Source organism: Micromonospora cynarisoli (assembly GCF_030518815.1).
In the GTDB taxonomy this organism is placed as follows: Bacteria; Actinomycetota; Actinomycetes; order Mycobacteriales; family Micromonosporaceae; genus Micromonospora; species Micromonospora wenchangensis.
Map to the genome: position 1 here is coordinate 6,661,013 of NZ_CP130426.1, position 20,986 is coordinate 6,681,998.

Below are 20,986 nucleotides of genomic sequence, written 5' to 3' on the forward strand. Positions count from 1 at the left end.
CGCGCAGCCCCCCGAGTCTGACGAGGGTACGCAAACGACGATCGCGGTGGCCACGATATCCCGGGGGGAGGACATCGGCGGCCACCGCGATCGGTGGGGGAGCGGGGATGGTTCAGGCGCGCAGGCTGGCGACCCCACGCGGCAGGAAACGCCGCCCGGTGACCCGCTCGGAGGTGCCGGTCCGGTCCAGGTACGGCGTGATGCCGCCCAGGTGGAACGGCCAACCGGCACCGAGGATCATGCACAGGTCGATGTCCTGCGCCTCGGCGACGACACCCTCGTCGAGCATCAGCCGGATCTCCTGCGCCAGCGCGTCGAGGGCGTTCTGCCGGACCTGCTCGGCGGTGAGCGGCTGGTCCCCGACGACGAGCAGCTTGGCCACCTCGTCGTTGATCCGGTCTTCGACGACGATCGGCTGACCCGAGTCGGCGATCCGACGGAGGTTCTCGCTGACGCCGAACCGGTCCGGGTACGCCGCGTGCAGGGTGCCGCCCACGTGGTACGCCACGGCCGGCCCGACCAGCTGGAGCAGGGCGAGCGGACGCATCGGCAGCCCCAACGGGTCCAGCGCACTGTCCGCGACGTCCAGCGGGGTGCCGGCGTCGACGGCGGCGAACACGGTGCCCAGGAAGCGGGTGAGCAGCCGGTTGACCACGAACGCCGGGGCGTCGGAGACCAGCACCGAGGACTTCTTCAACTGCTTGCCCACGGCGAACGCGGTGGCCAGGGTGGCGTCGTCGGTCCGCTCGCCCCGGACGATCTCCAGCAGCGGCAGCACCGCCACCGGGTTGAAGAAGTGGAAGCCGACCAGCCGCTGCGGGTGCTCCAGCTCGGCGGCCATCGCGGTGATCGACAGCGAGGAGGTGTTGGTGGCCAGCACCGCCTCCGGCGAGACGATCTTCTCCAGCTCGGCCCAGACCTGCTTCTTGACGTCCAGGTCCTCGAAGACGGCCTCGATGACGAAGTCGGCGTCGGCGAAGACGGACTTGTCGACCGAGCCCGAGACCAGGCCGTACAGCTTGGCGGCGGTGCCCTTGTCCATCCGGCCCTTGCTGACGGCCTTCTCGATCTGGGTGTGCACGTAGCCGACGCCCTTGTCGACCCGGGACTGGTCCAGGTCGGTCAGCACGACCGGCACCTGGAGGCGGCGGGCGAACAGCAGGGCGAGTTGGCTGGCCATCAGGCCGGCGCCGACGATGCCGACCTTGGTGACCGGCCGGGCCAGGCTCTTGTCCGGCGCGCCGGCCGGCCGCTTGGCCCGTCGCTGCACCAGGTCGAAGGCGTACAGGCCGCTGCGCAGCTCTTCCGAGAAGATCAGGTCGGCCAGCGCCTCGTCCTCGGCGGCGGTGCCGGTGGCGAAGTCGGCGTCCTTCGCCGTCTCCAGCAGGTCCAGCGCCTGGTATGCGGCCGGGACCGCGCCGTGCAGCCGGGCATCGAGGGTCTGCCGGGCGAAGTAGAGCACGCCCGCCCACATGTCCCTGTCGACCTCGGGCCGGGTGACGGTGACCTCGCCCCGGACCACCCCGGCCGCCCACTGGAGCGACCGTTCCAGGAAGTCGGCCGGCTCCAGCAGCACGTCCGCGATGCCCATCTCGGCGGCCTGCTTCGGCTTGAGCATCTTGTTCTGCATCAGCGGGTTCTGGAGGATCACCTGGGTGGCGGCGGGGATGCCGATCAGGTTCGGCAGCAGTTGGGTGCCGCCCCAGCCGGGCACCAGCCCGAGCGACACCTCGGGCAGGGCCAGCGCCGCCGCGCCACCGGACAGCGTCCGGTAGTGGCAGTGCAGGGCCAGTTCCAGCCCGCCGCCCATCGCCGCGCCGTTGACGAAGGCGAAGGTGGGCACGGCGCTGTCCCTGAGCCGGGCGAAGACCCGGTGGCCGAGCCGGCCGATCTCCAGCGCCTGCTCGCGGTCCGCCAGCGCGGGCAGGCTGGTGATGTCCGCGCCCACGCAGAAGACGTACGGCTTGCCGGTGACCGCGACGAACGCCGGTTCGGCGGCGAGCGCGGCGGTGATCGCCTCGTCCAGGCTCGCCAGGCCACCCGGGCCGAAGGTGTTCGGCTTGGTGTGGTCGAAGCCGTTGTCCAGGGTGATCAGGGCGGCGGGCCGGTCCAGCCCCGGCACGGTCACCTGCCGCAGCAGCGCCCGGGTGACGACCTCGTTCGGTGCGCTGAGGCTCATTTGTCTGCACCCTCCCAGTTCGGGTTCTCCCAGATGACCGTGCCGCCCATGCCGATGCCGATGCACATGGCGGTGAGGCCGTAGCGCACCTCGGGGTGCTCGGCGAACTGCCTGGCGAGCTGCGTCATCAGCCGTACGCCGGAGGAGGCGAGCGGGTGACCGATGGCGATCGCGCCGCCCCACGGGTTGACCCGGGGGTCGTCGTCGGCGATGCCGAAGTGGTCGAGGAAGGCGAGCACCTGCACGGCGAACGCCTCGTTCAGCTCGAACAGGCCGATGTCGTCGATGCTCAGGCCGGCGATGCGCAGCGCCTTCTCGGTCGACGGGATCGGGCCGACGCCCATCACCTCGGGCTCGACGCCGACGTAGCCGTACGACACCAGCCGCATCGCGACAGGCAGGCCCAGCTCGCGGGCGGTGGCCTCGTCGGCGAGCAGGCTGGCGGTGGCGCCGTCGTTGAGACCTGCCGCGTTGCCGGCGGTGACCCTGCCGTGCGGGCGGAACGGGGTCTTCAGGGTGGCCAGCTTCGCCAGCGAGGTCTCCCGGGGCGCCTCGTCGGCGGTGGCGAGGCCCCAGCCGCCCTCGTCGTCGCGGATCGCGACCGGCACCAGGTCGGCCTGGAGCTTGCCGTCGGCGTACGCCTTGGCGGTCTTGAGCTGCGAGGCGAGCGCGAACGCGTCGGTGCGCTCCTTGGTGATGTGCGGCACCCGGTCGTGCAGGTTCTCGGCGGTGGCCCCCATCACCAGGGCGGACGGGTCGACCAGCTTCTCGGCGATGATCCGCGGGTTGGGGTCGACGCCCTCGCCCATCGGGTGCCGGCCCATGTGCTCGACGCCACCGGCGATGGCGATGTCGTACGCACCCATCGCGATGCCACCGGCGACGGCGGTGACGGCGGTCATCGCCCCGGCGCACATCCGGTCGACGGCGAAGCCGGGGACGGTCTTGGGTAGGCCGGACAGCAGGGCGGCGGTGCGGCCGATGGTGAGGCCCTGGTCGCCGATCTGGGTGGTGGCGGCGACGGCCACCTCCTCGACCCGCTCCGGAGGCAGCTGGGGGTTGCGGCGCAGCAGCTCGCGGATGCAGCGGATGACCAGGTCGTCGGCACGGGTGTTGGCGTACATGCCACCCGCCTTGCCGAACGGGGTGCGGACACCGTCGACGAAGACGACATCCCGAACTTCTCGGGGCACTTGGAGCCTCCTTATCGACCACGACCCGGCCCACGCGCCGCGGGGGGCGGCACGGGCCGGGTGAGGGTCGGCCGGCACTGGCGTTTCCCCGGGAATGCTACTCGCCAGTAACCACGGCCGTCACCACCCCCGGTGTGGCCCACCCCACACTGCGGCCCGGGTCGGGTGAAGGCCCACCGGCCCCGGCCGGGCACGCGTCGCCACCCGGCCGCCGAAGCCGGACCGGCCGCGCAGCCCGGGTCGTAGGCGGAGCGCGGCGGCTCAGGCCCGGGGCGCGGGCAGCAGCGCCTCGGCGAGCGCGGGCAGCAGGAGGGAGAGCTGCCACTGGCGTGCGCCGTAGCCGCGCAGGACCTCGGTGACGGTGTTCACGGTGATCTCGTCGGGCGGCTGCCAGGCCAGCCGACGGACCGAGTCCGGGGTGATCAGGTTCTCCGGCGGGAGGCGGTGCTCACCGGCGACCCGGACCACCACCTCCCGGCAGCGGGTCAGCCGCCCGGCCGCCACCGGGTCGCGTTCCGCCCACCGGTGCGGCGGGGGCGGCCCCTCGACCGTCGGGGTGACCGGCAACGCGTCGTCGGCCAACTGGCGGGCCTCGTCGAGCGCGGTCAGCCAGGACCGGGCCAGCCGGCGTACCGACCGGCCGCCGAACCCGGGCAGGGTCAGCAGGGTCTTCTCGTCCTTCGGGTCCAGCTCGGCGGCGGCGATGATCGCCGAGTCGGGCAGCACCCGGCCCGGAGCGGCGTCGCGGCGCACGGCGATCTGGTCCCGGGCGTACCACAGGGCCCGGACCCGGGCCTGCGCCCGCGCCCCCCGGACCCGGTGGATGCCGGAGGTCCGCCGCCACGGCTCGGCCCGCACCCGGGGCGGCCGGGTGGCCCAGGTGATCAGCGTGGCGAACTCCTCCGCCGCCCACGCCGACTTGCCCTGCGCGTGAAGCTCCGCGTCCAGCGCGTCGCGCAGGTCGACGAGCATCTCCACGTCCAGCGCCGCGTAGGTCAGCCACGACTCGGGCAGGGGTCGGCTGGACCAGTCGGCCGCCGAGTGGTGCTTCTCCAGGGTGTAGCCGAGCAACTGCTCGGTCAGCGCGGCCAGGCCGACCCGCTCGAAGCCGGCCAGCCGGGCGGCCAGCTCGGTGTCGAACAACCGGCGCGGACGCAACCCCAGCTCGGCCAGGCAGGCCAGGTCCTGGCTGGCGGCGTGCAACACCCATTCGGCGGCACCGATCGCCTCGTCGAGGGCGGTCAGGTCCGGCAGCGGCAGCGGGTCGATCAGCGTGGTGCCGGCCCCCTCCCGGCGCAGCTGCACCAGGTAGGCCCGCTGGCTGTAGCGGTACCCGGAGGCCCGTTCGGCGTCCAGGGCCACCGGGCCGGTGCCCGCCGCGAAGCGGGCCACGACCTCGTCCAGCTCGGCGGGGGTGGCCACCGGCTGGGGGGTGCCGTCGCGGGGCGCGGTCAGCGGTACGGGCCCGCCGGAGGGCTGCTCGGTGCCCGCGTCCGCCGGCTCCGCGACGGCCGGGGGCGGAACGTCTGCCGTACGGCTTTCGGCGGCCCGACGGCGCAGGGGTGGTTCGTCGGTCACCTGACAACCCTAGTGCGCCGGGCGAGATGGTGTGCGCAGCCGGTCCGGTGTGTGTCGTCCCGGTGTCCGGCAGAGGTCCGGGCGGTAAGGACGGCCACCTCGCGTGCGGGACATTCGGCGTCGCGCGGGACGTCCCCCGGACACCAGGGACATCTGCTGTGTGCTCCGGGCGTGTCGCGGGGTGCTCAGGCCGCGCCGGCCGGCCGGCGGTCGGTGAGCGCGGTGACGCCGGGCGGCGGCAGCCCCGCCGTGGAGGCGAGCAGCGCGCACCAGGCCGACAGGTGCGCGCCCAGATCCTCGCCGAGCGGCGTCCAGGACGCCCGGATCTCGACGTCCCCGGCGGCGGGCGGGCCGGCCAGGTCGCCGAACCGGGTCGACACGGTCTGGGTGACGGTGCCACCGGCCGCCCGGTAGCAGGCCTGGTGCGCCTCCAACGCGTCGGTGAGCCAGGTCCAGCCCACCCCCGGCAGCAGCGGGTCGGCGGCCAGGTCGACCTCCAGGTCGGCGGTCACGTAGGTGACCAGCCGCAGGGTGCCCTGCCAGGCGTCGTGCCCGGCCGGATCGTGCAGCAGGATCAGCCGGCCGTCGGCCACCTCGTCGTCGTCGCGCAGCACGGTGGCGGAGAGGGCGAACGCGTACGGGGCGAGCCGCTGGGGCGCGCCGACCTCCTCCAGGACGATCTCCGCCCGGGGGGTGACCGACCGCAGGCCGGCGACCGCGCGGGCGAACGTCTCCGGGAGCGCGATCGGGGGGGCCATGACCGGCAGCCTATGCCGCCCCGCCGTCGCCCGCCCCGACGGCACGCCGAAGCGCCGCGTCCCGCCGCCGACCGGGACGTTCCGATGATCCGCGCGGCACCATCGGCCGGGGCGGGCCGCGCACCCGGGCCACCGTCGACCGGCGTGGGCCGGGGGCGCGGGTCACAAATGGCGGCGCTGCCCGTCGGGCCCGCGCGGGTGCGTGGCACGATTGCCGCGATGACCACCGACACCACGGGCACCGCCGCCCGAGACGGAGAATCCCGCCGCAGCGGGCCGGCCGACTCGCCCTTCGTCCGGGCCTGCCGCCGGGAGTCCGTCCCGCACACCCCGGTCTGGTTCATGCGCCAGGCCGGCCGGTCCCTGCCGGAGTACCGGGAGATCCGGGCCAACGTGGGGATGCTCGACTCGTGCCGCCGGCCGGACCTGGTCGCCGAGATCACCCTCCAGCCGGTCCGCCGACACGGCGTCGACGCGGCGATCCTGTTCAGCGACATCGTCGTCCCGGTCGCCGCGGCCGGGGTCGACCTGGACATCGTCGCCGGCACCGGGCCGGTGGTGGCCGAGCCGGTGCGCACCGTCGCCGACGTGGAGCGGGTCCGCCGCATCGACCGCGCCGACGTGTCCTACGTGGACGAAGCCGTCCGGCTGCTCGTCGCCGAGCTGGGCGACACCCCGCTGATCGGCTTCGCGGGCGCGCCGTTCACCCTGGCCAGCTACCTGGTCGAGGGCGGACCGTCGCGCACCCACGCCAGGACCAAGGCGATGATGTACGGCCAGCCCGAGCTGTGGCACGCGCTCTGCGCCCGGCTCGCCGAGGTCACCCTGGCGTTCCTGCGGGTGCAGGTCGACGCCGGGGTCTCCGCCGTGCAGCTCTTCGACTCCTGGGCCGGGGCCCTGTCGGAGGCCGACTACCGCCGCTTCGTCCTGCCGCACTCCACCGCCGTGCTGTCCGGCCTGGCCGACGCGGGGGTGCCCCGGATCCACTTCGGGGTGGGCACCGCCGAACTGCTCGGCGCGATGGGGGAGGCCGGGGCCGACGTGGTCGGCGTCGACTGGCGTACCCCGCTGGACGTGGCGACCCGCCGGATCGGACCGGACCGGGCCGTGCAGGGCAACCTCGACCCGACCCTGCTGTTCGCCCCCTGGCCGGTGATCGAGGCCGAGGTGCGGCGGGTCGTCGAGCAGGGCCGGGCCGCCCCCGGCCACGTGTTCAACCTCGGTCACGGCGTGCTGCCGGAGACCGACCCCGAGGTGCTGACCCGGGTGGTCGCGCTGGTGCACGAGGTGTCCGCGCGCCGGGACGAGCAGGGCTGAGCGGTGCGGGCGCGGCCGTGGCGGGTGGCGGTGGTCGGTGGCGGGATCACCGGCCTGGCCGCCGCGGTCCGGCTGCGCGACCGCGCCCCCGCCGACACCGAGATCACCGTGTACGAGCAGTCCGGCGCGCTCGGCGGCAAGCTGCGCACCGGTGAGCTGGCCGGCCGCCCGGTGGAGTTCGGCGCGGAGTCGTTCCTGATGCGGGACCCGGCCGGGGGCGAGTCCGCCGCGGTGACCCTGGCCCGCCGGCTCGACCTGGCCGGGCGGATCGTGCACCCCACCGTCGGGCAGGCCGCGCTCGTCGTCGACGGCGGGCTGCGCCCGGTCCCGGGCGGCACCCTGGTCGGCGTACCCGGGGACCTGGCGGCGGTGGCGACGGTCGCCGAGCCCACGGCGGACGCCGACCGCGACGGCGGCCGGCCGCTGCTCGACGCGGACCAGGACGTCTCGGTCGGCGCACTGGTCCGGGCCCGGTTCGGTGAGCAGGTGGTGCAGCGGCTGGTCGACCCGATGCTCGGCGGCGTCTACGCCGGCCGGGCCGACGACCTGTCCCTGGTCACCACCATGCCGGCGCTGGCCCGCGCGGCCCGGGTGGAACACACCCTGGTCGGCGCGGTCCGGGCCGCGCAGGCCGCCGCGCCCCGCGCCCCCGGCGCACCGGTCTTCGGCACCCTGGCCGGCGGGCTGGGCACCCTGGTCGAGGCGGCGGCCACGGCCAGCGGCGCGACGATCCGCCGCAACGCGGCGGTCCGCGAGCTGACCCCGGTCGGCGACGGCTGGCGGCTGACCGTCGGCCCGACCCGCGACCCGGAGTCGGTCGGGGCGGACGCGGTGCTGCTCACCGTGCCGGCCCGGCCCACCGCCCGGCTGCTCGCCGGGTTCGCCGCGGCGCAGGCGGCGACCGTCGGCGGGCTGGACTACGCCAGCGTCGCGCTGGTCACCCTGGCGCTGCCCGCGCCGGACCTGCCCCGGCTCTCCGGTTTCCTCGTGCCGGCGACCGAGGGGCTGCTGATCAAGGCGTCCACGTTCTTCACCACCAAGTGGGGGCACCTGGCCGCGCCGGACGGGCTGGCCCTGATCCGCGCCTCCGTCGGCCGGTACGGCGAGGAGACCTCGCTCCAGGTCACCGACGACGACCTGCTCGCCACCGTGCACCGGGAGCTGACCCGGGTACTCGGGGTCGCGCTGCCCACCCCGGTCGCCGGTCACGTGCAGCGCTGGGGCGGCGCGCTGCCGCAGTACGCCCCCGGCCACACCGGGCGGGTGGCCGCCGTCCGGGCGGCGCTGCGCGCGTCGCACCCCACCCTGGCGGTGGCCGGCGCGGGTTTCGACGGGGTCGGCATCCCGGTCTGCGTCCGCTCCGGCGAGAGCGCGGCCGAGGAGATCATCGAAGCACTGGGAGGATCGGGTCCATGACCGAGCAGAGCACCGAGCAGTCCAATGCGGCCCGGATCAGGGAACTCAACGCCACCGTGCGCTACACCATGTGGTCGGTGTACCGGGCCACCGGTGGGCTGCCGACGCTGCGGGAGAACGTCACAGGCGAGGTGGAGTCGCTCTTCGAGGAGTTGGCCGGCAAGGACGTCGTGGTCCGGGGCATGTACGACGTGGCGGGGCTGCGCGCCGACGCGGACGTGATGATCTGGTGGCACTCGTCGTCCAGCGACGCCCTCCAGGACGCCTACCTGCGGTTGCGCCGGACCACCCTGGGGCGGGCGTTGACCCCGGTGTGGTCGCAGTTGGCGCTGCACCGGCCGGCGGAGTTCAACAAGAGCCACATCCCGGCGTTCCTCGCCGACGAGGAGCCCCGACCGTACCTGTGCGTCTACCCGTTCGTCAGGTCCTACGAGTGGTACCTGCTGCCGGACGCCGAGCGGCGGGAGCTGCTGGCCGAGCACGGGAAGATGGCGCGCGGCTACCCGGACGTCCGGGCCAACACGGTCGCCTCGTTCGCCCTCGGCGACTACGAGTGGATGCTCGCCTTCGAGGCCGACGAGCTGCACCGGATCGTCGACCTGATGCGGGACCTGCGGGCCTCCGGGGCCCGGCGGCACGTCCGCGAGGAGGTCCCGTTCTACACCGGCCGGCGTCGTTCGGTCGCCGACATCGTCAACTGCCTGGTCTGACCGTCGCCCCGGCGGCGGGCCGGATCGTGTCCGACGACGGAAGTAGTGGCCCCCCGTGACGGGAGGCCACTACGTCCGGGTGGTGTCCGGGCCGGTCAGAGGGTCGCGGTGCAGACCGGGGTCGGGTTGGCGCCGGTGCCCGAGGCGAGGAAGCCGAAGGTGGTCTTCCCGCCGGCGGCCAACGCGCCGTTGTAGGTGACGTTGCGGGCGGTCACCGTCGATCCACTGCTGGCCAGCGTGGCGTTCCACGCCTGGCTGACCTGCTGGCCGCCGGAGTACGTCCAGTTCACCGTCCAGCCCTTGATCGCCGAGGTGCCGGCGGTCACGTCCACCTCACCCTGGAACCCGCCGCTCCAGGTCGAGGTCACCCGGTAGGTCGCGGTGCAGCCACCGGTCGCCGGCGGGGTGGTCGGCGGAGCCGTGGTGGGCGGAGCCGTCGTCGGCGGGGCGGTGGTCGGCGGCGCGGTGGTCGGCGGGGCCGTGGTGGGCGGCGCGGTGGTGGGCGGCGCGGTCGGGTTGGTGCCGCCACCGAAGTCCACGTCACTGCACAGGTAGTACGACTGGTCCAGGTGGCTGGCCTGCCACACCGTGTAGACGATGTGCCGGCCGGTACGACCCGGCGCGTTCACCGGGATCTGGATCGACACGCCGCCGGTGTCCCTGTCCCACTGGGACGCCGGGGTGTTGCCGATCTGGCCGGCCAGTTCCAGGTTGCCCCAGCCCAGCGGTGTGGTCAGCGCGTTGAAGCCCTGCTTGGTCACGTACACCCGGATGTAGTCGGCCCCGTGGCTGGCCTGGTCGAAGAACTTCAGCCGGAAACTGTTCGCCACCGACGTGGTCTTCCACGCGCCGATGGTGTCCAGGGCGTTGTAGCGGCCGTTCTGGGTGCGCCCGCCGCTGCACAGCTGGCCGTCCGGGATGGCGCCCTGGTGGTTACCGGCGACCCCCTCGCGGAACAGGCCGTTCCAGTTCCACATGGCCTGCGGGTCGGCCTGCCAGGCCTGCCAGCACATCGGGTCCTCGGTGGCCATTCTCGGGTTCTGGAACTCGGCACCCCAGCGCTCCCAGCAGCTGTAGGCGCGGAACCCCGGGTTCACCACCGCGCCGTGCGCGGACGCCGAGTTGGCCAGGGCGGTGGTGAGCAGCAGCGCGATGATCGCGCCGACGGTGAGCAGCGACCCCGCGAGCGCGGTGGGCCGTCTGCGTAGGACGGTGGACATGGAGCCTCCGAGGTGAAGGGGTGTGTCGATCGACGCCCGGACGGCCGGGAGTTGCCCCTCCCGTGCCTGCTGTGCGGCTCCCACTGCCCCCGCAGGCTTGCATAGGAAAGCGGTGTCCGTCAATCTTTCGGGCTGCCCGCCCCGCTGCGGCGCATCGGCAGGTGGGGGATGCCGTCCTCGACGTACTCCGGGCCGGTCACCGTGAAGCCGTGCCCGGCGTAGAAACCGGCCAGGTGGGCCTGCGCCTCCAGCACGCACGGCCGGTCGCCGACCAGCCGCAACGCCTCGGTCATCAGCCGGCCGGCGAGCCCGCCGCCCCGGGCCGCCGGGGCCACCACCACCCGGCCGATGCGTACCACCCCGCCCGGGTCGGCGAGCAGCCGCAGGTAGGCCAGCACGACGCCGTCGTGGGCCAGCCAGAGGTGCCGGGTGCCGGGTTCGACGTCCCGCCCGTCCAGCTCCGGGTACGGGCAGCGCTGCTCCACCACGAACACGTCGAGCCGCAACCGCAGCAGGTCGTGGAAGGTGCGTACGTCCAGCTCGGTGAAGCTGGCGACGTGGACGTCGACGGTCTGCGGTGCCATCAGGCGATGGTAGGCGGCCCCGCCCCGCCGGCCCGGCACGCCCCGTGACGTCGGGCCGGAACGGGTCAGGGCGCGGGTGAGGGCGGGTCAGGCCGGGCGGGCGCCGACCGCGTCGCGGATCTCCGCGCCCAGGGCCTCCACCGCGCGGGCACAGTGCGCACAGCAGAAGAACCGCCCGCCGACCTCCACCCCGTGCCCGATGATCTTCACCTGGCAGTGCTCGCAGATCGGCGCGAGCTTGTGCGCCGCGCACTCGAAGGAGTCGAAGGTGTGCACGTCACCGCTGACCGTACGCACCTCGAACGCCATCCAGTAGTCGTTGCCGCAGACCTCGCAGGTAGCCACCTGTCACACCTCTCTGAATCGGACATCTGCCCCCAGGGTGCGACAGCGCGGCGGCCGGACAGGGCGAAATGCCCCGGATCGATCGGGTCGGACGGCGTTTCGCCCCGGCGTGTCGGGCGTTTGACCAGGTAGGAAGCCCCGACCCCCGGAGGATCACGTGATCAAGCGCAGCAGACTCTTCGGCACGCAGACCCGGGTCACCTTCTGCCTGCCCCGGGACACCCCGCCCGGCACGGTCAGCGTCGTCGGCTGCTTCAACGACTGGCAGCCGGGCCGGCACGAGCTGGTGCCGCGCCGGGACGGCACGCGGACGGTGACCGTCCGGCTCGGCCCCGGCGAGCACCGGTTCCGCTACCTCGCCACCGGGGGCGTCTGGCTCGACGACTCCGGCGCCGACCGGGTGGACGACGAGGGCAGCCTGCTCCTGCTCTGACCGCCCGGCGCGCCCATGCCCGGGCTCGGTGTCGGTTCCGCCCGGTCCCGCTTCAGCCCTGCTTCGGTTCCAGTCGGATCGAGACCGAGTTCACGCAGTGCCGGGTGTCCTTCGGGGTGAAGCCCTCGCCGTGGAAGACGTGCCCGAGGTGGCTGTCGCAGCGGGCGCAGCGGATCTCGGTACGCACCATGCCGAGGCTGGTGTCCTGGATCTCCCGCACCCGGCCCGGGATGGCGTCGTCGAAGCTCGGCCAGCCGCAGTGCGAGTCGAACTTGGTGTCGCTGGAGAACAGTTCGAGCCCGCAGGCCCGGCAGTGGTAGACGCCGGGGGTCTTCGTGTCGACGTACTCGCCGGTGAAGGGACGCTCGGTGCCGGCCTCGCGCAGCACCCGGAACTCCTCAGGGGTCAACCGGACCCGCCACTCGTCCTCGGTGCGGGGCAACTCGTTCTCGTCAAGACTCACCCGCCAACCGTACGTCGGATGTCGGGGGCATCGCATATGGTCGCGCCATGGCGGGCAGCGGGAAGGCGACGGCGACCGAGGTCGAGGTGGCCGGGCGCAGCGTCCGGCTGAGCAGCCCGGACCGGGTGATCTTCCCGGAGCGCGGCTTCACCAAGGCCGACGTCTTCCACTACTACGTCGCGGTGGGCGACGGCATCATGCGCGCCCTGGCCGACCGGCCGACCACCCTGCAACGCTTCCCCGACGGCATCGCGGGGGAGGCGTTCTTCTCCAAGCGGGTGCCCACCCGGGGGGTGCCGCCGTGGGTGCGGACGGTCGGCATCACCTTCCCCAGCGGCCGGGGCGCCGACGAGCTGCGCCCGACCGACCTCGCCCACGTCGCCTGGGCCGCGCAGATGGGCACGGTGGTGTTCCACCCCTGGCCGGTCCGGGCCGCCGCCGTCGACCACCCCGACGAGCTGCGGGTGGATCTCGATCCGCAGCCCGGCACCGACTTCGCCGACGCGGCGGCGGCCGCCGCCGAGCTGCGGGGCATCCTCACCGAGTTGGGCGTCACCGGCTGGCCGAAGACCTCCGGTGGCCGGGGGCTGCACGTCTACCTGCGCATCGCCCCCCGGTGGACGTTCACCGAGGTGCGCCGGGCCACCATCGCGCTGGCCCGGGAGCTGGAACGGCGTCGTCCCGACCTGGTCACCACCGCCTGGTGGAAGGAGGAGCGCGGGCGGCGGGTCTTCGTCGACTACAACCAGATGGCCCGGGACCGCACCATCGCCTGCGCGTACTCGCTGCGGGCCACCGCGCGGGCCACCGTCTCCACCCCGGTCACCTGGGACGAGTTGTCCGACGTCGATCCGGACGATTTCGACCTGCGGACGGTGCCGGTCCGGTTGGCCGGACGGGGCGACCCGCACGCGGGCATCGACGACGATCCCGTCGACATCACGCCCCTGCTCGACTGGGCCGAGCGGGACGCCGGGCAGGGCCTGGGCGACCTGCCCTATCCGCCTGACCATCCGAAGATGCCCGGCGAACCGAAACGGGTGCAGCCGAGCCGGGCGAAGCGCCGGGCCGACGACCCCAACGCCTGACGGCCGGCGACGCCACCGGCGGAAATCGGAATGCCGACGGCGCTGCTGGTACGTGATGCCCGCCGGTAATCCGGAATCAGTTGCGCGGCATGCCACTCCCACGCGTGAAAATGCCTTTCCTACCTACTCTTTCCGGTACTGACGATTGCGCTCAACTGGTCGGCACGCCTACGGTCGAATATGAAAGGTAGGATGCGCGGAAGTCGACGGCACTCGTGTGACCAGGAATTATGCCTGTGCCGTGGAGTGTCCGGTCGGCTGCTGTCCGGCGGCGACAGTCGATTCGCCGCTCAGTGGCTCCGATTCATCCGACCGGACGCGGGCACCGGACAGGGGAATCGCCATGGCGGCCACGACGAGAAGAACGCAGCGGATCGGTGGGGTGCCAGGCCGGCATTCCGTGATCCTCGAATACCTCAAGATCCTACCGGCCGTACTCACCGGGGTGGCCGCGGTCCTCGTCGCCCTCACCGGACTGCTGACCCTGCTCGTCAGATAGTTTCCGGCAGACGATCGGCCGGACGGTCCGCACGGGGTTTCCGGGACGCGTTCCCGGGCCGGCACCCGTCGCCGGACGGACTAGGCTCGGGCCGATGACCAGCCAGATCCGCCGGGCCACCGCCCTCGACCTGCCCCGCGCCGCACGTACGCTCGCCGTCGCCTTCCACGACTACCCGTGGACGCGGTGGTCGGTCCCGGCCGACGACTACCCGCGTCGACTCGAAGAGCTACAGGCCCTCTACCTGGGGCACGCCCTCGCGCACGGCCTCGTCCTCGTCACTGACGACGCTCAGGCGGTGGCCGCGTTCCTGCCCGGCGACGCGCCCGCGCCGGGGGAGGACCTCCAGGCGCGGATCGCGGACCTGCACGGTGACCGGCTGGCGGCGCTCATGGCCGTCGAGTTGCCGGCGCGGCCGCCCGGCGCGTGGGAACTCGCGACGTTGGGCGTCCACCCGGACCGGCGCGGCGTCGGTCTCGGCTCCGCCGTCGCCGGCGCGGGGGTGACCCTCGTCGAGGAGTCCGGCGACCCGGACGGCATCGCCCTGGAGACCTCCGACGAGCGCACCGTGCGCCTCTACGAACGGCTCGGCTTCGCGGTCACGGCACGGACCACGATCGAGGGCGGCCCCCTGGTCTGCTCCATGTTCCGACCGGCCCGCCGGACGCCGGTCCCGGACTGACCCTGGCCGGGTCGCAAGACGTCCCGGTCGGGCCTGGACGCCGAGCCCATGACCGACGCCGAGCCGGCGCGCTGCGATCGCCGGGGTGATCAACTCAATGTCGCTGGTGATGCGGTATGCGAGCGGCGGTAGGACGCACTATCGGCCCACCAGCGTCGATCATGGGGTCAGCGTCCGGCGGCGATCGCCTCGACCGCCTCCTTGGCGGTGCGCAGGTCCGTCCCGGTCGCCTCCCGGTACGCCTTGATCGCCCGGATCTTGTCGCCCCGGGCCAGGTGCTCCCGTACCCCGGGCAGGGCCGGGCCCCGGTCCACGACGCCCAGGTGCTCCATGATCAGCCGCTGGCGGCGCTCGATCTCCACCAGCCGGAACGACACGTCGTCGCGGCGACTGCGCAGCGGGAACTGCATCACCAGCGCCAGCACGAGGGCGAGAGTCGACAGCATCAGCGCGGTTTCCATGCCGCCGATCCCACCAGATCCGCGCCTCCGGGCCAACCGGCGGCCCAGGGTAACGATCAAGTAACGGGTGCGAACCTTTCCCGCCGGGTCACCGCTCTTGCTCTCCGTCGGCCCGACCCCGGGCCCCGGGGAGGCAACGGATGAAGCTGGTGTGGAGGCGGGCCCGCGAGGCGCGCGGACTGCTGCTCGCGGCGGTCGCCGCCGCGGTGGTCGCGATCGCGCTGGTCACCGGGCTGGCCGACTACAACCGGCGGGCCGTCGACGCCGGGCAGCGGGCCCTGATCACCGCCGCGCCCGTCGAGGAACGCAGCCTGCTGGTCAGCGGCTCCGGCGGCCGCGACCGCACCGAGTACGCCGCCCGCGACCGGGCCGTCCGGGACGGCTTCGCCACCGCCCTCAAGGGCACCCCGATCCGGGTCTCCGCCGCCCGCTACGGCACCGGACGGGAACTGACCGGTGCCCTCGGGCCGGGCATCCGGACCGGAAAGGAACCGGTCTTCGCCACCCTCGCCACCCTGGACGACCTGGCCGGGCACGCCGACCTCGTCGACGGCGACTGGCCGACCGCCGGGGCCGGCCCGCTCCAGGCCACCCTGCCCGAGAAGGTCGCCGGCGCGCTGGGCCTGCGGACCGGCGACCGGGTGCCGATGCGCGACCGCAGCGCCGACCGGCGTACCGAGGTGGTGCTCGCCGGCACCTGGCGGCCCCGCGACCCGGCCGACCCGTACTGGCGACTCGCCCCCGGACTGGGCGCCGACGCGGACGGCGACGCCACGCACGGGCCGTTCGTGCTCGACCCGGCCGACTTCGCGGCCACCTTCCCCGGCGGGGTCTCCGCCGCCTGGGTGGTCGCCCCCGACCTGACCGCCGTCGGAGCGGACCGGCTGCCCGCGCTGCGTCGGGCCGTCGCCACCGCCGCGACCGGGGTGCCCGAGACGGCCGGACTCGGCTCGTCGGCCCAGGCGGTGACCACCCTCGACCGGCTCATCGACCGAATCAGCCGGGCCGACCTGGCCGGCCGCTCGGCGCTGGCCACCCCGCTGCTGCTGATCGTGGTCCTCGGCGGGTACGCGCTGGTGCTGATTGCCGCCCTGCTGCACGAGGACCGGCGCGCGCAGACCGCCCTGCTGCGGGCCCGGGGCGCGGCCCGCCGGCAACTCGCCGGCCTGGCCGCCCGGGAGGCGACCCTGGTGGTCGTCCCCGCCGCCCTGCTCGGGCCCCTGCTCGCCGGTGGGGCGCTGCGCCGGGTCGCCGCCGACGGGCCGGTCGACCTCGGCGGTGCCGTCGGCGGCGGCCGGTGGGTCTGGGCGGCGGCCCTGGCCACCGCCGTCGGCTGCCTCGTCGCGATGGTCGCCCCCACCCTGCGTGGCGCGGGCACCTACGTGGCCGACCTGGCCGCCCGGTCCCGCCCCGACCGGGTCGCCACCGTCAGCCGGGCCGGACTCGACCTGGCCCTGGTCGCCTTCGCCGCCCTCGCCTGGGTGCAACTGCGCCGCTACTCCTCACCGCTGGCCGGGGCCGGCAACGACCTCGGCGTCGACCCGCTGCTGGTGGCCGCCCCGACCCTGGGGGTGCTGGCCGGGGCGGTGGTGGCGTTGCGGCTGCTCCCGCCGGCCACCCGGTTCGCCGAACGGTTCGTCGACAGGAGACCGTGGACCGCGACCATCTTCGGGATGTGGCAGGCCGGCCGGCGGCCACACGCCGGGCCGGTGCTGCTGCTCGCCCTCGCCGTCGGCGGCAGCACCCTGGCCTGGTCGCTCGTCGCCACCGGGGAACGGTCCCAGACCGATCAGGCCGACCACCGCGTCGGCGCGGACCTGCGGCTGGTCGAACGCACCGGCGTCGCCCCCGTCGACCGGGCCGCCGCGCTCGCCGCGCTGCCCGGCGTCGACCGGGCGCTACCGGCCTGGCGGGACGACATCCGGGTCGGCCGGGACGACCGGCAGGCCACCGTGCTCGGCCTGGACACCGCACAGGCCGCCGAGGTGGCGAAGCTCAGCGACCGGCTCGCCGACCGGCCCGCGCGGGAACTGTTCGCGCGGTTGACCGCCGCCCGGGGCCCGGCCCTCGGACTGCCGCTGCCGGTCGACGCCCGCAGCCTCACCGGCACCGTGCTCACCCCCGTCGACCAGGCCGTCGCCCCGCACCGGATCGCCGTGTCGGTGCTGCTCACCCGCGCCGACGGGCTGGCCTACCGGCTGCGCGTGGCGAGCACCGGCAGCGACGGGCGGGCCACCGGGTTCCGGGTCGACCTGCCCGCCGTCGACGGGCTGCGGCTGGCCGGGTTCGAGGCCGACGGCGGGGACGTCGCCGGCACCGCGTACGGGCTCCAGGTGCGGGACCTGCGCACCGTCGGCCCGGACGCCCGGTCCACCACGCTCCCGTTCACCGGCCGGTGGCGGGTGGCCGCCGCCGAGTCCGCCGAGAGCAGCACCGCCACCGCCGACGACACCGGGCTGACCGCCATCCACCCCGTCGGGTTGCTCGACGGCGGCCGGTACGCCTACCAGCCGGCGTCCCGCTTCGCGGTGGTACCGGACGGTCCGAACACCGCCGTACCGGCGGTGATGACCCCGGCCGTACGGGCCGCGCTCAACGTCCGGCCCGGGGAGACCGTGCAACTGACCCTGTCCGGGGTCTCCCTGCCGGTGCGCCTGGTCGGCGAGGTGACCGCGCTGCCCGCCACCGCCGGCGACGGGGTGCTGCTCGACCTGCCCGCCGCCACCGACTGGCTGATCCGCAACTCGGGCACCGTCCGGGCGGTACCCGAATGGTGGCTGCGGACCGACCCCGCCGCCCACGCCGAGGCGACCCGGGCCGCCGCCGCGCTGCCCGGCACGACCCTGCTGGACCGCCGGCAGGCCGCCGCGGTGGCCGCCGACGACCCGTACTGGCAGGGGGCCCGGACCGGGTTGCTGGCCGCCGCCCTCGGCTCGGTGCTGCTCGCCCTCGTCGGCCTGGTGGTCGACGTGTGGGCCACCGCCCGGCACCGGATCGGCGAGTTCTCGGTGCTGCACACCCTCGGCGCGTCCCCCCGGCTGCTGGCCCGCGCGCTGCTCGCCGAACAGACCTTCCTCGCCGGGATCGGCGTCGGCGTCGGACTGCTGCTCGGTGCGGTCGTCGGGGCCACCATGGCACCCCTGGTGATCCTCACCCCGGCCGCCGGGCGACCCGTGCCCGCACCGACATTCGCCCTGGCCTGGACCCCGATCGGGTGGACCGTGGCGGGGCTGCTGCTGGCCGCGCTGGCCGGCAGCGCGGCGATGGCCGTCGGGCTGCGGCAGCGGGTCGCCGCCGCCCGGCTGCACACCGGGGGAGACCGGTGAGGACCACGACGACCGGACCGCTGCACCACGGGGAGGACCAGCGATGAACATCGGCGTCGTGATCCGTCGGATACGCGCCCACCGCGGCCAGTTCCTGCTGCTGGCCGCGTTGACCCTGGTCATCGCCCTGCTGGTGGGCGGGGTGCCGAGAGTGGTCAACCGGCTGGCCGACCAGGGGCTGCGGGAACACCTCGCCGCCGAGCCCGACGCCCGCCGCGACCTGACCTACACCACCCGTCCCGTCGTCGGGGCGCCACCGGCCAGCAGCCGGGCCGCCGACCTCGACACGTTCCAGCAGCGGATGCCCGCCGACGTGCGCGCCGCCGTCGCACACCGCTGGTACGCCGCGCAGACCCCCGGCGACCTGGTCACCGGCCCCGACCTGGCCCGGGGCAACTACCTGGTGGAGTTGGGCCTGCGGGCCGCCCCCGGCATCGAGACGACCGGCACCCTCGTCGAGGGAAACTGGCCGGCCGTCCCGCCCGACGACGACGCCCCGGTGCAGGTCGCCCTCGCCGCCGACGTCGCCGGCCGGTTCGGGCTGCGCGTCGGCAGCCGGCTCCGGCTCGCCGCCCCCGACCCGCAACACCCGTCCACCCCGCTGACCGTGGTCGGCGTGTTCCGGCCCGTCGACCCCGCCGACGGAAGCTGGGACACCCTGCCGTCGGTGCTTCAGGTAGGCGAGCCGGAGGGCGACGGTCAACCGTTCATCCTGGTCGGGGCGGTCGCCGTCGCGGCCCTGGACCGGCTGGCCGGGCAGGGGCGGCCGATCTCCTTCACCTGGCGCTACCGGCTCGGCGCGGACGGCATCGACGTGCGGCGGATCGACCAGTTCGTCGACGGGGTGCAACGGCTGGCGCGCGCCAGCACCGCCACCGACACCGAGTTGACCCAGGGCGTCGACGTCCCGCTGCGCGAGTTCAGCCGGGCCGTCACCTCGGCGCGTACCCTGCTCGCCGTCATCGCCGCCGGGGTGCTGGCGACGCTGGCCGGGCTGGTCGTGCTGGCCGCCGCGCTGGCCGTACGCCGCCGTCGCGCCGAGTTCGTGCTGATCCGAGCCCGGGGCGGCGGGGCCACCACCGGACTGCGGCGCAGCCTCGCCGAGTCGCTGCTGGTCGTCCCGCCCGCCGCCGGGCTCGGCTGGCTGCTCGGTGGCCTGCTGCCCGGCACGCCCGGCGGCACCGGGCCGCTCGCCGTCGGCGCGACAGTCCTGGTCACGCTGGCGCTGCCGGTGGCGACGCTGGCCGTACCGTCCGGGGTGGTCGGGCGGCGGGACCTTGGCCGACTGCGACCGTCCGCCCGGCGGGCCACCACCGAGGCGGCGCTGGTGCTGCTGGCCGGGCTGGCGGTGGTGCTGCTGCGGCGGCGCGGCCTCACCCCCGGCACGGTGGACCCGCTGCTGGTGTCGGTGCCGGCGCTGGTCGCGGTCGCCGCGTCGGTGCTGGCGCTGCGGCTGTACCCGTGGCCGGTGCGGCTGGCCGGGCGGCTCGCCGCGCGTACCCGGGGAAGTGTCGCCTTCCTGGGCACGGCCCGCGCTGGCCGGGCGGCGGCGGCCACCCCGCTGGTCGTGGTGGTGCTCGCGGTCGCCACCGCCGCGTTCTGCGCGGTGGTCGCCACCGGCATCGAGGACACCCGCGACGACGTCGCCACCCGGGCGGTGCCGGCGGACGCGCTGATCCGGGGCGACCGGCTCGCCCCGGACACCGGGCCGGCGCTGGACCGGCTGCCCGGGGTACGGGCCGCCACCGGGCTGGTCGACGAGTCGGCGCAACGCCTGGCCACCGACGCCCTCGGCACCGACGCCCGGCTGCGCGACACCAGCGTGCTGCTGGTCGACGGCCCCGGACTCGCCCGCACGGCGGGGGCCGCCGGCCGGGACGTCCCGGTGCCCGGCCCGCTGCGCGACGCCCGGCCCGGCGACGGCCCGCTGCCGGCGGTGGTCTCCCCGGCGGTCGCCGCCGACCTCGCCGACGCCGGCCTGCGGTCCGCCTTCGTCACCGTGCAGGGCCAGCGGTACGAGTTCACCCCCGCCGACACCGTCGCCGACTTCCCGCTGGCCCGGCCGAACACCAGCCGGTACGTGGTGCTGCCCTGGCAGGCGCTGCCCCGGCGGGACAGTCCGCCGGTGCCCACCGCATTCCTGGTGGCCGGCGACCGGCTCGATGCCGGGGCGCTGCGTCAGGTCGGCGACGAGGGTCAGCGGCGCTACCAGACCGGCGGCGCGGTCACCGGCCGGGAACGGCCCCGGGGCGTGGCGGTGGAAACCTGGTCGCAGACACGCCTGCGGTTGGGCGGCGGGGGCGCCAACGGGCTGCTGGCGTTCGGGTTCACCGCCGGTGCGGTGGCAGGTGGGGTGCTGGCGCTGCTCGCGGTCGCGTTCACCGTGCTGGCCGGGGCCCGCGCCCGGGGTGAGGTGCTGTCCCGGCTGCGCACCCTCGGGCTGTCCCGCCGGCAGTGGCGGGGGCTGCTGCTGGTGGAGTTGGCCCCGCTGGTCGGGGTGTCGGTGCTGACCGGCGCGCTGGTCGGGGTGCTGCTGCCGGTGCTGCTCACCCCGCTGCTCGGCCTCGCCGCGTTCACCAGCGGCACACCGGTGCGGGTGGGTTTCGCCCCCGGTCCGGTCGCCGCCACGGTCGGGCTCGGCGCGGTCACGTTGGGCTTCGCCCTGGCGGTGGAGGCCCTGAACAACCGTCGGATGCGCCTCGGCGAGGTGCTCCGGCTCGGAGAGGAGAGCTGA

General features: G+C 74.8%; 18 protein-coding genes. 9 read left to right on the forward strand and 9 right to left on the reverse strand.

Annotation, left to right across the window (positions count from 1 at the left end; genetic code table 11):
• Positions 1-112: 112 nt before the first annotated feature.
• From Q2K16_RS29365 to Q2K16_RS29380, 4 genes are all read right to left on the reverse strand, one after another.
• Entirely contained in the window at positions 113-2,179 is a 2,067-nt protein-coding gene (locus Q2K16_RS29365) for a 3-hydroxyacyl-CoA dehydrogenase NAD-binding domain-containing protein (protein WP_302741542.1), read from the reverse strand.
• Entirely contained in the window at positions 2,176-3,372 is a 1,197-nt protein-coding gene (locus Q2K16_RS29370; RefSeq protein ID WP_302741544.1) for a thiolase family protein, read from the reverse strand. The genes Q2K16_RS29365 and Q2K16_RS29370 overlap by 4 nt, the downstream gene beginning before the upstream one ends.
• 261 nt (positions 3,373-3,633) lie before the next feature.
• Positions 3,634-4,950: a ribonuclease D gene (locus Q2K16_RS29375; RefSeq protein ID WP_302741545.1), complete on the reverse strand. Its 1,317-nt coding sequence runs from the start codon at positions 4,948-4,950 to the stop codon at positions 3,634-3,636.
• A 185-nt stretch (positions 4,951-5,135) separates the two neighbouring features.
• Entirely contained in the window at positions 5,136-5,708 is a 573-nt protein-coding gene (locus tag Q2K16_RS29380) for a DUF3000 domain-containing protein (RefSeq protein ID WP_302741547.1), read from the reverse strand.
• Between the two features lie 219 nt (positions 5,709-5,927).
• Between Q2K16_RS29380 and hemE the strand changes: the two genes are divergently transcribed.
• From hemE to hemQ, 3 genes are read left to right on the forward strand one after another with little or no spacing between them, the layout of a single operon-like run.
• A complete protein-coding gene (gene hemE / locus Q2K16_RS29385) occupies positions 5,928-7,025 on the forward strand; it encodes a uroporphyrinogen decarboxylase (protein ID WP_302741549.1) in 1,098 nt (365 codons plus the stop codon).
• 3 nt (positions 7,026-7,028) lie between these two features.
• Positions 7,029-8,441, forward strand: coding sequence for a protoporphyrinogen oxidase (gene hemG, locus Q2K16_RS29390; RefSeq protein WP_302741550.1), 1,413 nt, complete (start codon positions 7,029-7,031; stop codon positions 8,439-8,441).
• Positions 8,438-9,151, forward strand: coding sequence for a hydrogen peroxide-dependent heme synthase (gene hemQ / locus Q2K16_RS29395; RefSeq protein WP_302741552.1), 714 nt, complete (start codon positions 8,438-8,440; stop codon positions 9,149-9,151). The genes hemG and hemQ overlap by 4 nt, the downstream gene beginning before the upstream one ends.
• Before the next feature lie 95 nt (positions 9,152-9,246).
• Here the strand turns inward: hemQ and Q2K16_RS29400 are convergent, their stop codons facing one another.
• From Q2K16_RS29400 to Q2K16_RS29410, 3 genes are all read right to left on the reverse strand, one after another.
• Complete coding sequence (locus Q2K16_RS29400) at positions 9,247-10,371, reverse strand: lytic polysaccharide monooxygenase auxiliary activity family 9 protein (RefSeq protein WP_302741553.1); 1,125 nt, start codon at positions 10,369-10,371, stop codon at positions 9,247-9,249.
• Between the two features lie 119 nt (positions 10,372-10,490).
• Positions 10,491-10,955: a GNAT family N-acetyltransferase gene (locus tag Q2K16_RS29405; protein WP_302741555.1), complete on the reverse strand. Its 465-nt coding sequence runs from the start codon at positions 10,953-10,955 to the stop codon at positions 10,491-10,493.
• Positions 10,956-11,042: 87 nt separating this feature from the next.
• Entirely contained in the window at positions 11,043-11,300 is a 258-nt protein-coding gene (locus Q2K16_RS29410) for a Prokaryotic metallothionein (protein ID WP_088645482.1), read from the reverse strand.
• A gap of 157 nt (positions 11,301-11,457) precedes the next feature.
• Here Q2K16_RS29410 and Q2K16_RS29415 point away from each other — a divergent pair, with 157 nt between their 5' ends.
• A complete protein-coding gene (locus Q2K16_RS29415) occupies positions 11,458-11,733 on the forward strand; it encodes an isoamylase early set domain-containing protein (protein ID WP_145918534.1) in 276 nt (91 codons plus the stop codon).
• Positions 11,734-11,785: 52 nt separating this feature from the next.
• On the opposite strand, the gene msrB is transcribed toward Q2K16_RS29415, so the two are convergent.
• Positions 11,786-12,196 (reverse strand): peptide-methionine (R)-S-oxide reductase MsrB, encoded by a 411-nt coding sequence (gene msrB, locus Q2K16_RS29420; protein WP_302741556.1) that lies wholly within the window; start codon positions 12,194-12,196, stop codon positions 11,786-11,788.
• A 47-nt stretch (positions 12,197-12,243) separates the two neighbouring features.
• Between msrB and ligD the strand changes: the two genes are divergently transcribed.
• The 3 genes from ligD (at position 12,244) to Q2K16_RS29435 (ending at position 14,465) form a co-directional block, all read left to right on the forward strand.
• Entirely contained in the window at positions 12,244-13,284 is a 1,041-nt protein-coding gene (ligD, locus tag Q2K16_RS29425) for a non-homologous end-joining DNA ligase (protein WP_302741557.1), read from the forward strand.
• A gap of 343 nt (positions 13,285-13,627) precedes the next feature.
• Positions 13,628-13,783: a hypothetical protein gene (locus tag Q2K16_RS29430; RefSeq protein ID WP_158224222.1), complete on the forward strand. Its 156-nt coding sequence runs from the start codon at positions 13,628-13,630 to the stop codon at positions 13,781-13,783.
• 94 nt (positions 13,784-13,877) lie between these two features.
• The gene (locus Q2K16_RS29435) at positions 13,878-14,465 is read left to right on the forward strand and encodes a GNAT family N-acetyltransferase (RefSeq protein ID WP_302741562.1); all 588 of its coding nucleotides are present in this window, start codon (positions 13,878-13,880) and stop codon (positions 14,463-14,465) included.
• 167 nt (positions 14,466-14,632) lie between these two features.
• Here the strand turns inward: Q2K16_RS29435 and Q2K16_RS29440 are convergent, their stop codons facing one another.
• Complete coding sequence (locus tag Q2K16_RS29440) at positions 14,633-14,926, reverse strand: hypothetical protein (protein WP_302741564.1); 294 nt, start codon at positions 14,924-14,926, stop codon at positions 14,633-14,635.
• 140 nt (positions 14,927-15,066) lie between these two features.
• Between Q2K16_RS29440 and Q2K16_RS29445 the strand changes: the two genes are divergently transcribed.
• Positions 15,067-18,252, forward strand: a complete 3,186-nt coding sequence (locus Q2K16_RS29445; RefSeq protein ID WP_302741566.1) for an FtsX-like permease family protein — start codon at positions 15,067-15,069, stop codon at positions 18,250-18,252.
• Positions 18,253-18,295: 43 nt separating this feature from the next.
• Positions 18,296-20,986 (forward strand): FtsX-like permease family protein, encoded by a 2,691-nt coding sequence (locus Q2K16_RS29450; RefSeq protein ID WP_302741568.1) that lies wholly within the window; start codon positions 18,296-18,298, stop codon positions 20,984-20,986.

Excerpts from the sequence above, each read along its gene's own strand:
- Q2K16_RS29400 (WP_302741553.1), bottom strand. The coding sequence starts at position 10,371 with ATGTCCACCGTCCTACGCAGACGGCCCACCGCGCTCGCGGGGTCGCTG.
- Q2K16_RS29430 (WP_158224222.1), top strand. The coding sequence starts at position 13,628 with ATGGCGGCCACGACGAGAAGAACGCAGCGGATCGGTGGGGTGCCAGGC.
- Q2K16_RS29435 (WP_302741562.1), top strand. The coding sequence starts at position 13,878 with ATGACCAGCCAGATCCGCCGGGCCACCGCCCTCGACCTGCCCCGCGCC.
- Q2K16_RS29405 (WP_302741555.1), bottom strand. The coding sequence starts at position 10,955 with ATGGCACCGCAGACCGTCGACGTCCACGTCGCCAGCTTCACCGAGCTG.
- Q2K16_RS29440 (WP_302741564.1), bottom strand. The coding sequence starts at position 14,926 with ATGGAAACCGCGCTGATGCTGTCGACTCTCGCCCTCGTGCTGGCGCTG.
- hemE (WP_302741549.1), top strand. The coding sequence starts at position 5,928 with ATGACCACCGACACCACGGGCACCGCCGCCCGAGACGGAGAATCCCGC.
- Q2K16_RS29380 (WP_302741547.1), bottom strand. The coding sequence starts at position 5,708 with ATGGCCCCCCCGATCGCGCTCCCGGAGACGTTCGCCCGCGCGGTCGCC.
- hemQ (WP_302741552.1), top strand. The coding sequence starts at position 8,438 with ATGACCGAGCAGAGCACCGAGCAGTCCAATGCGGCCCGGATCAGGGAA.
- ligD (WP_302741557.1), top strand. The coding sequence starts at position 12,244 with ATGGCGGGCAGCGGGAAGGCGACGGCGACCGAGGTCGAGGTGGCCGGG.
- Q2K16_RS29450 (WP_302741568.1), top strand. The coding sequence starts at position 18,296 with ATGAACATCGGCGTCGTGATCCGTCGGATACGCGCCCACCGCGGCCAG.
- Q2K16_RS29445 (WP_302741566.1), top strand. The coding sequence starts at position 15,067 with ATGAAGCTGGTGTGGAGGCGGGCCCGCGAGGCGCGCGGACTGCTGCTC.
- Q2K16_RS29365 (WP_302741542.1), bottom strand. The coding sequence starts at position 2,179 with ATGAGCCTCAGCGCACCGAACGAGGTCGTCACCCGGGCGCTGCTGCGG.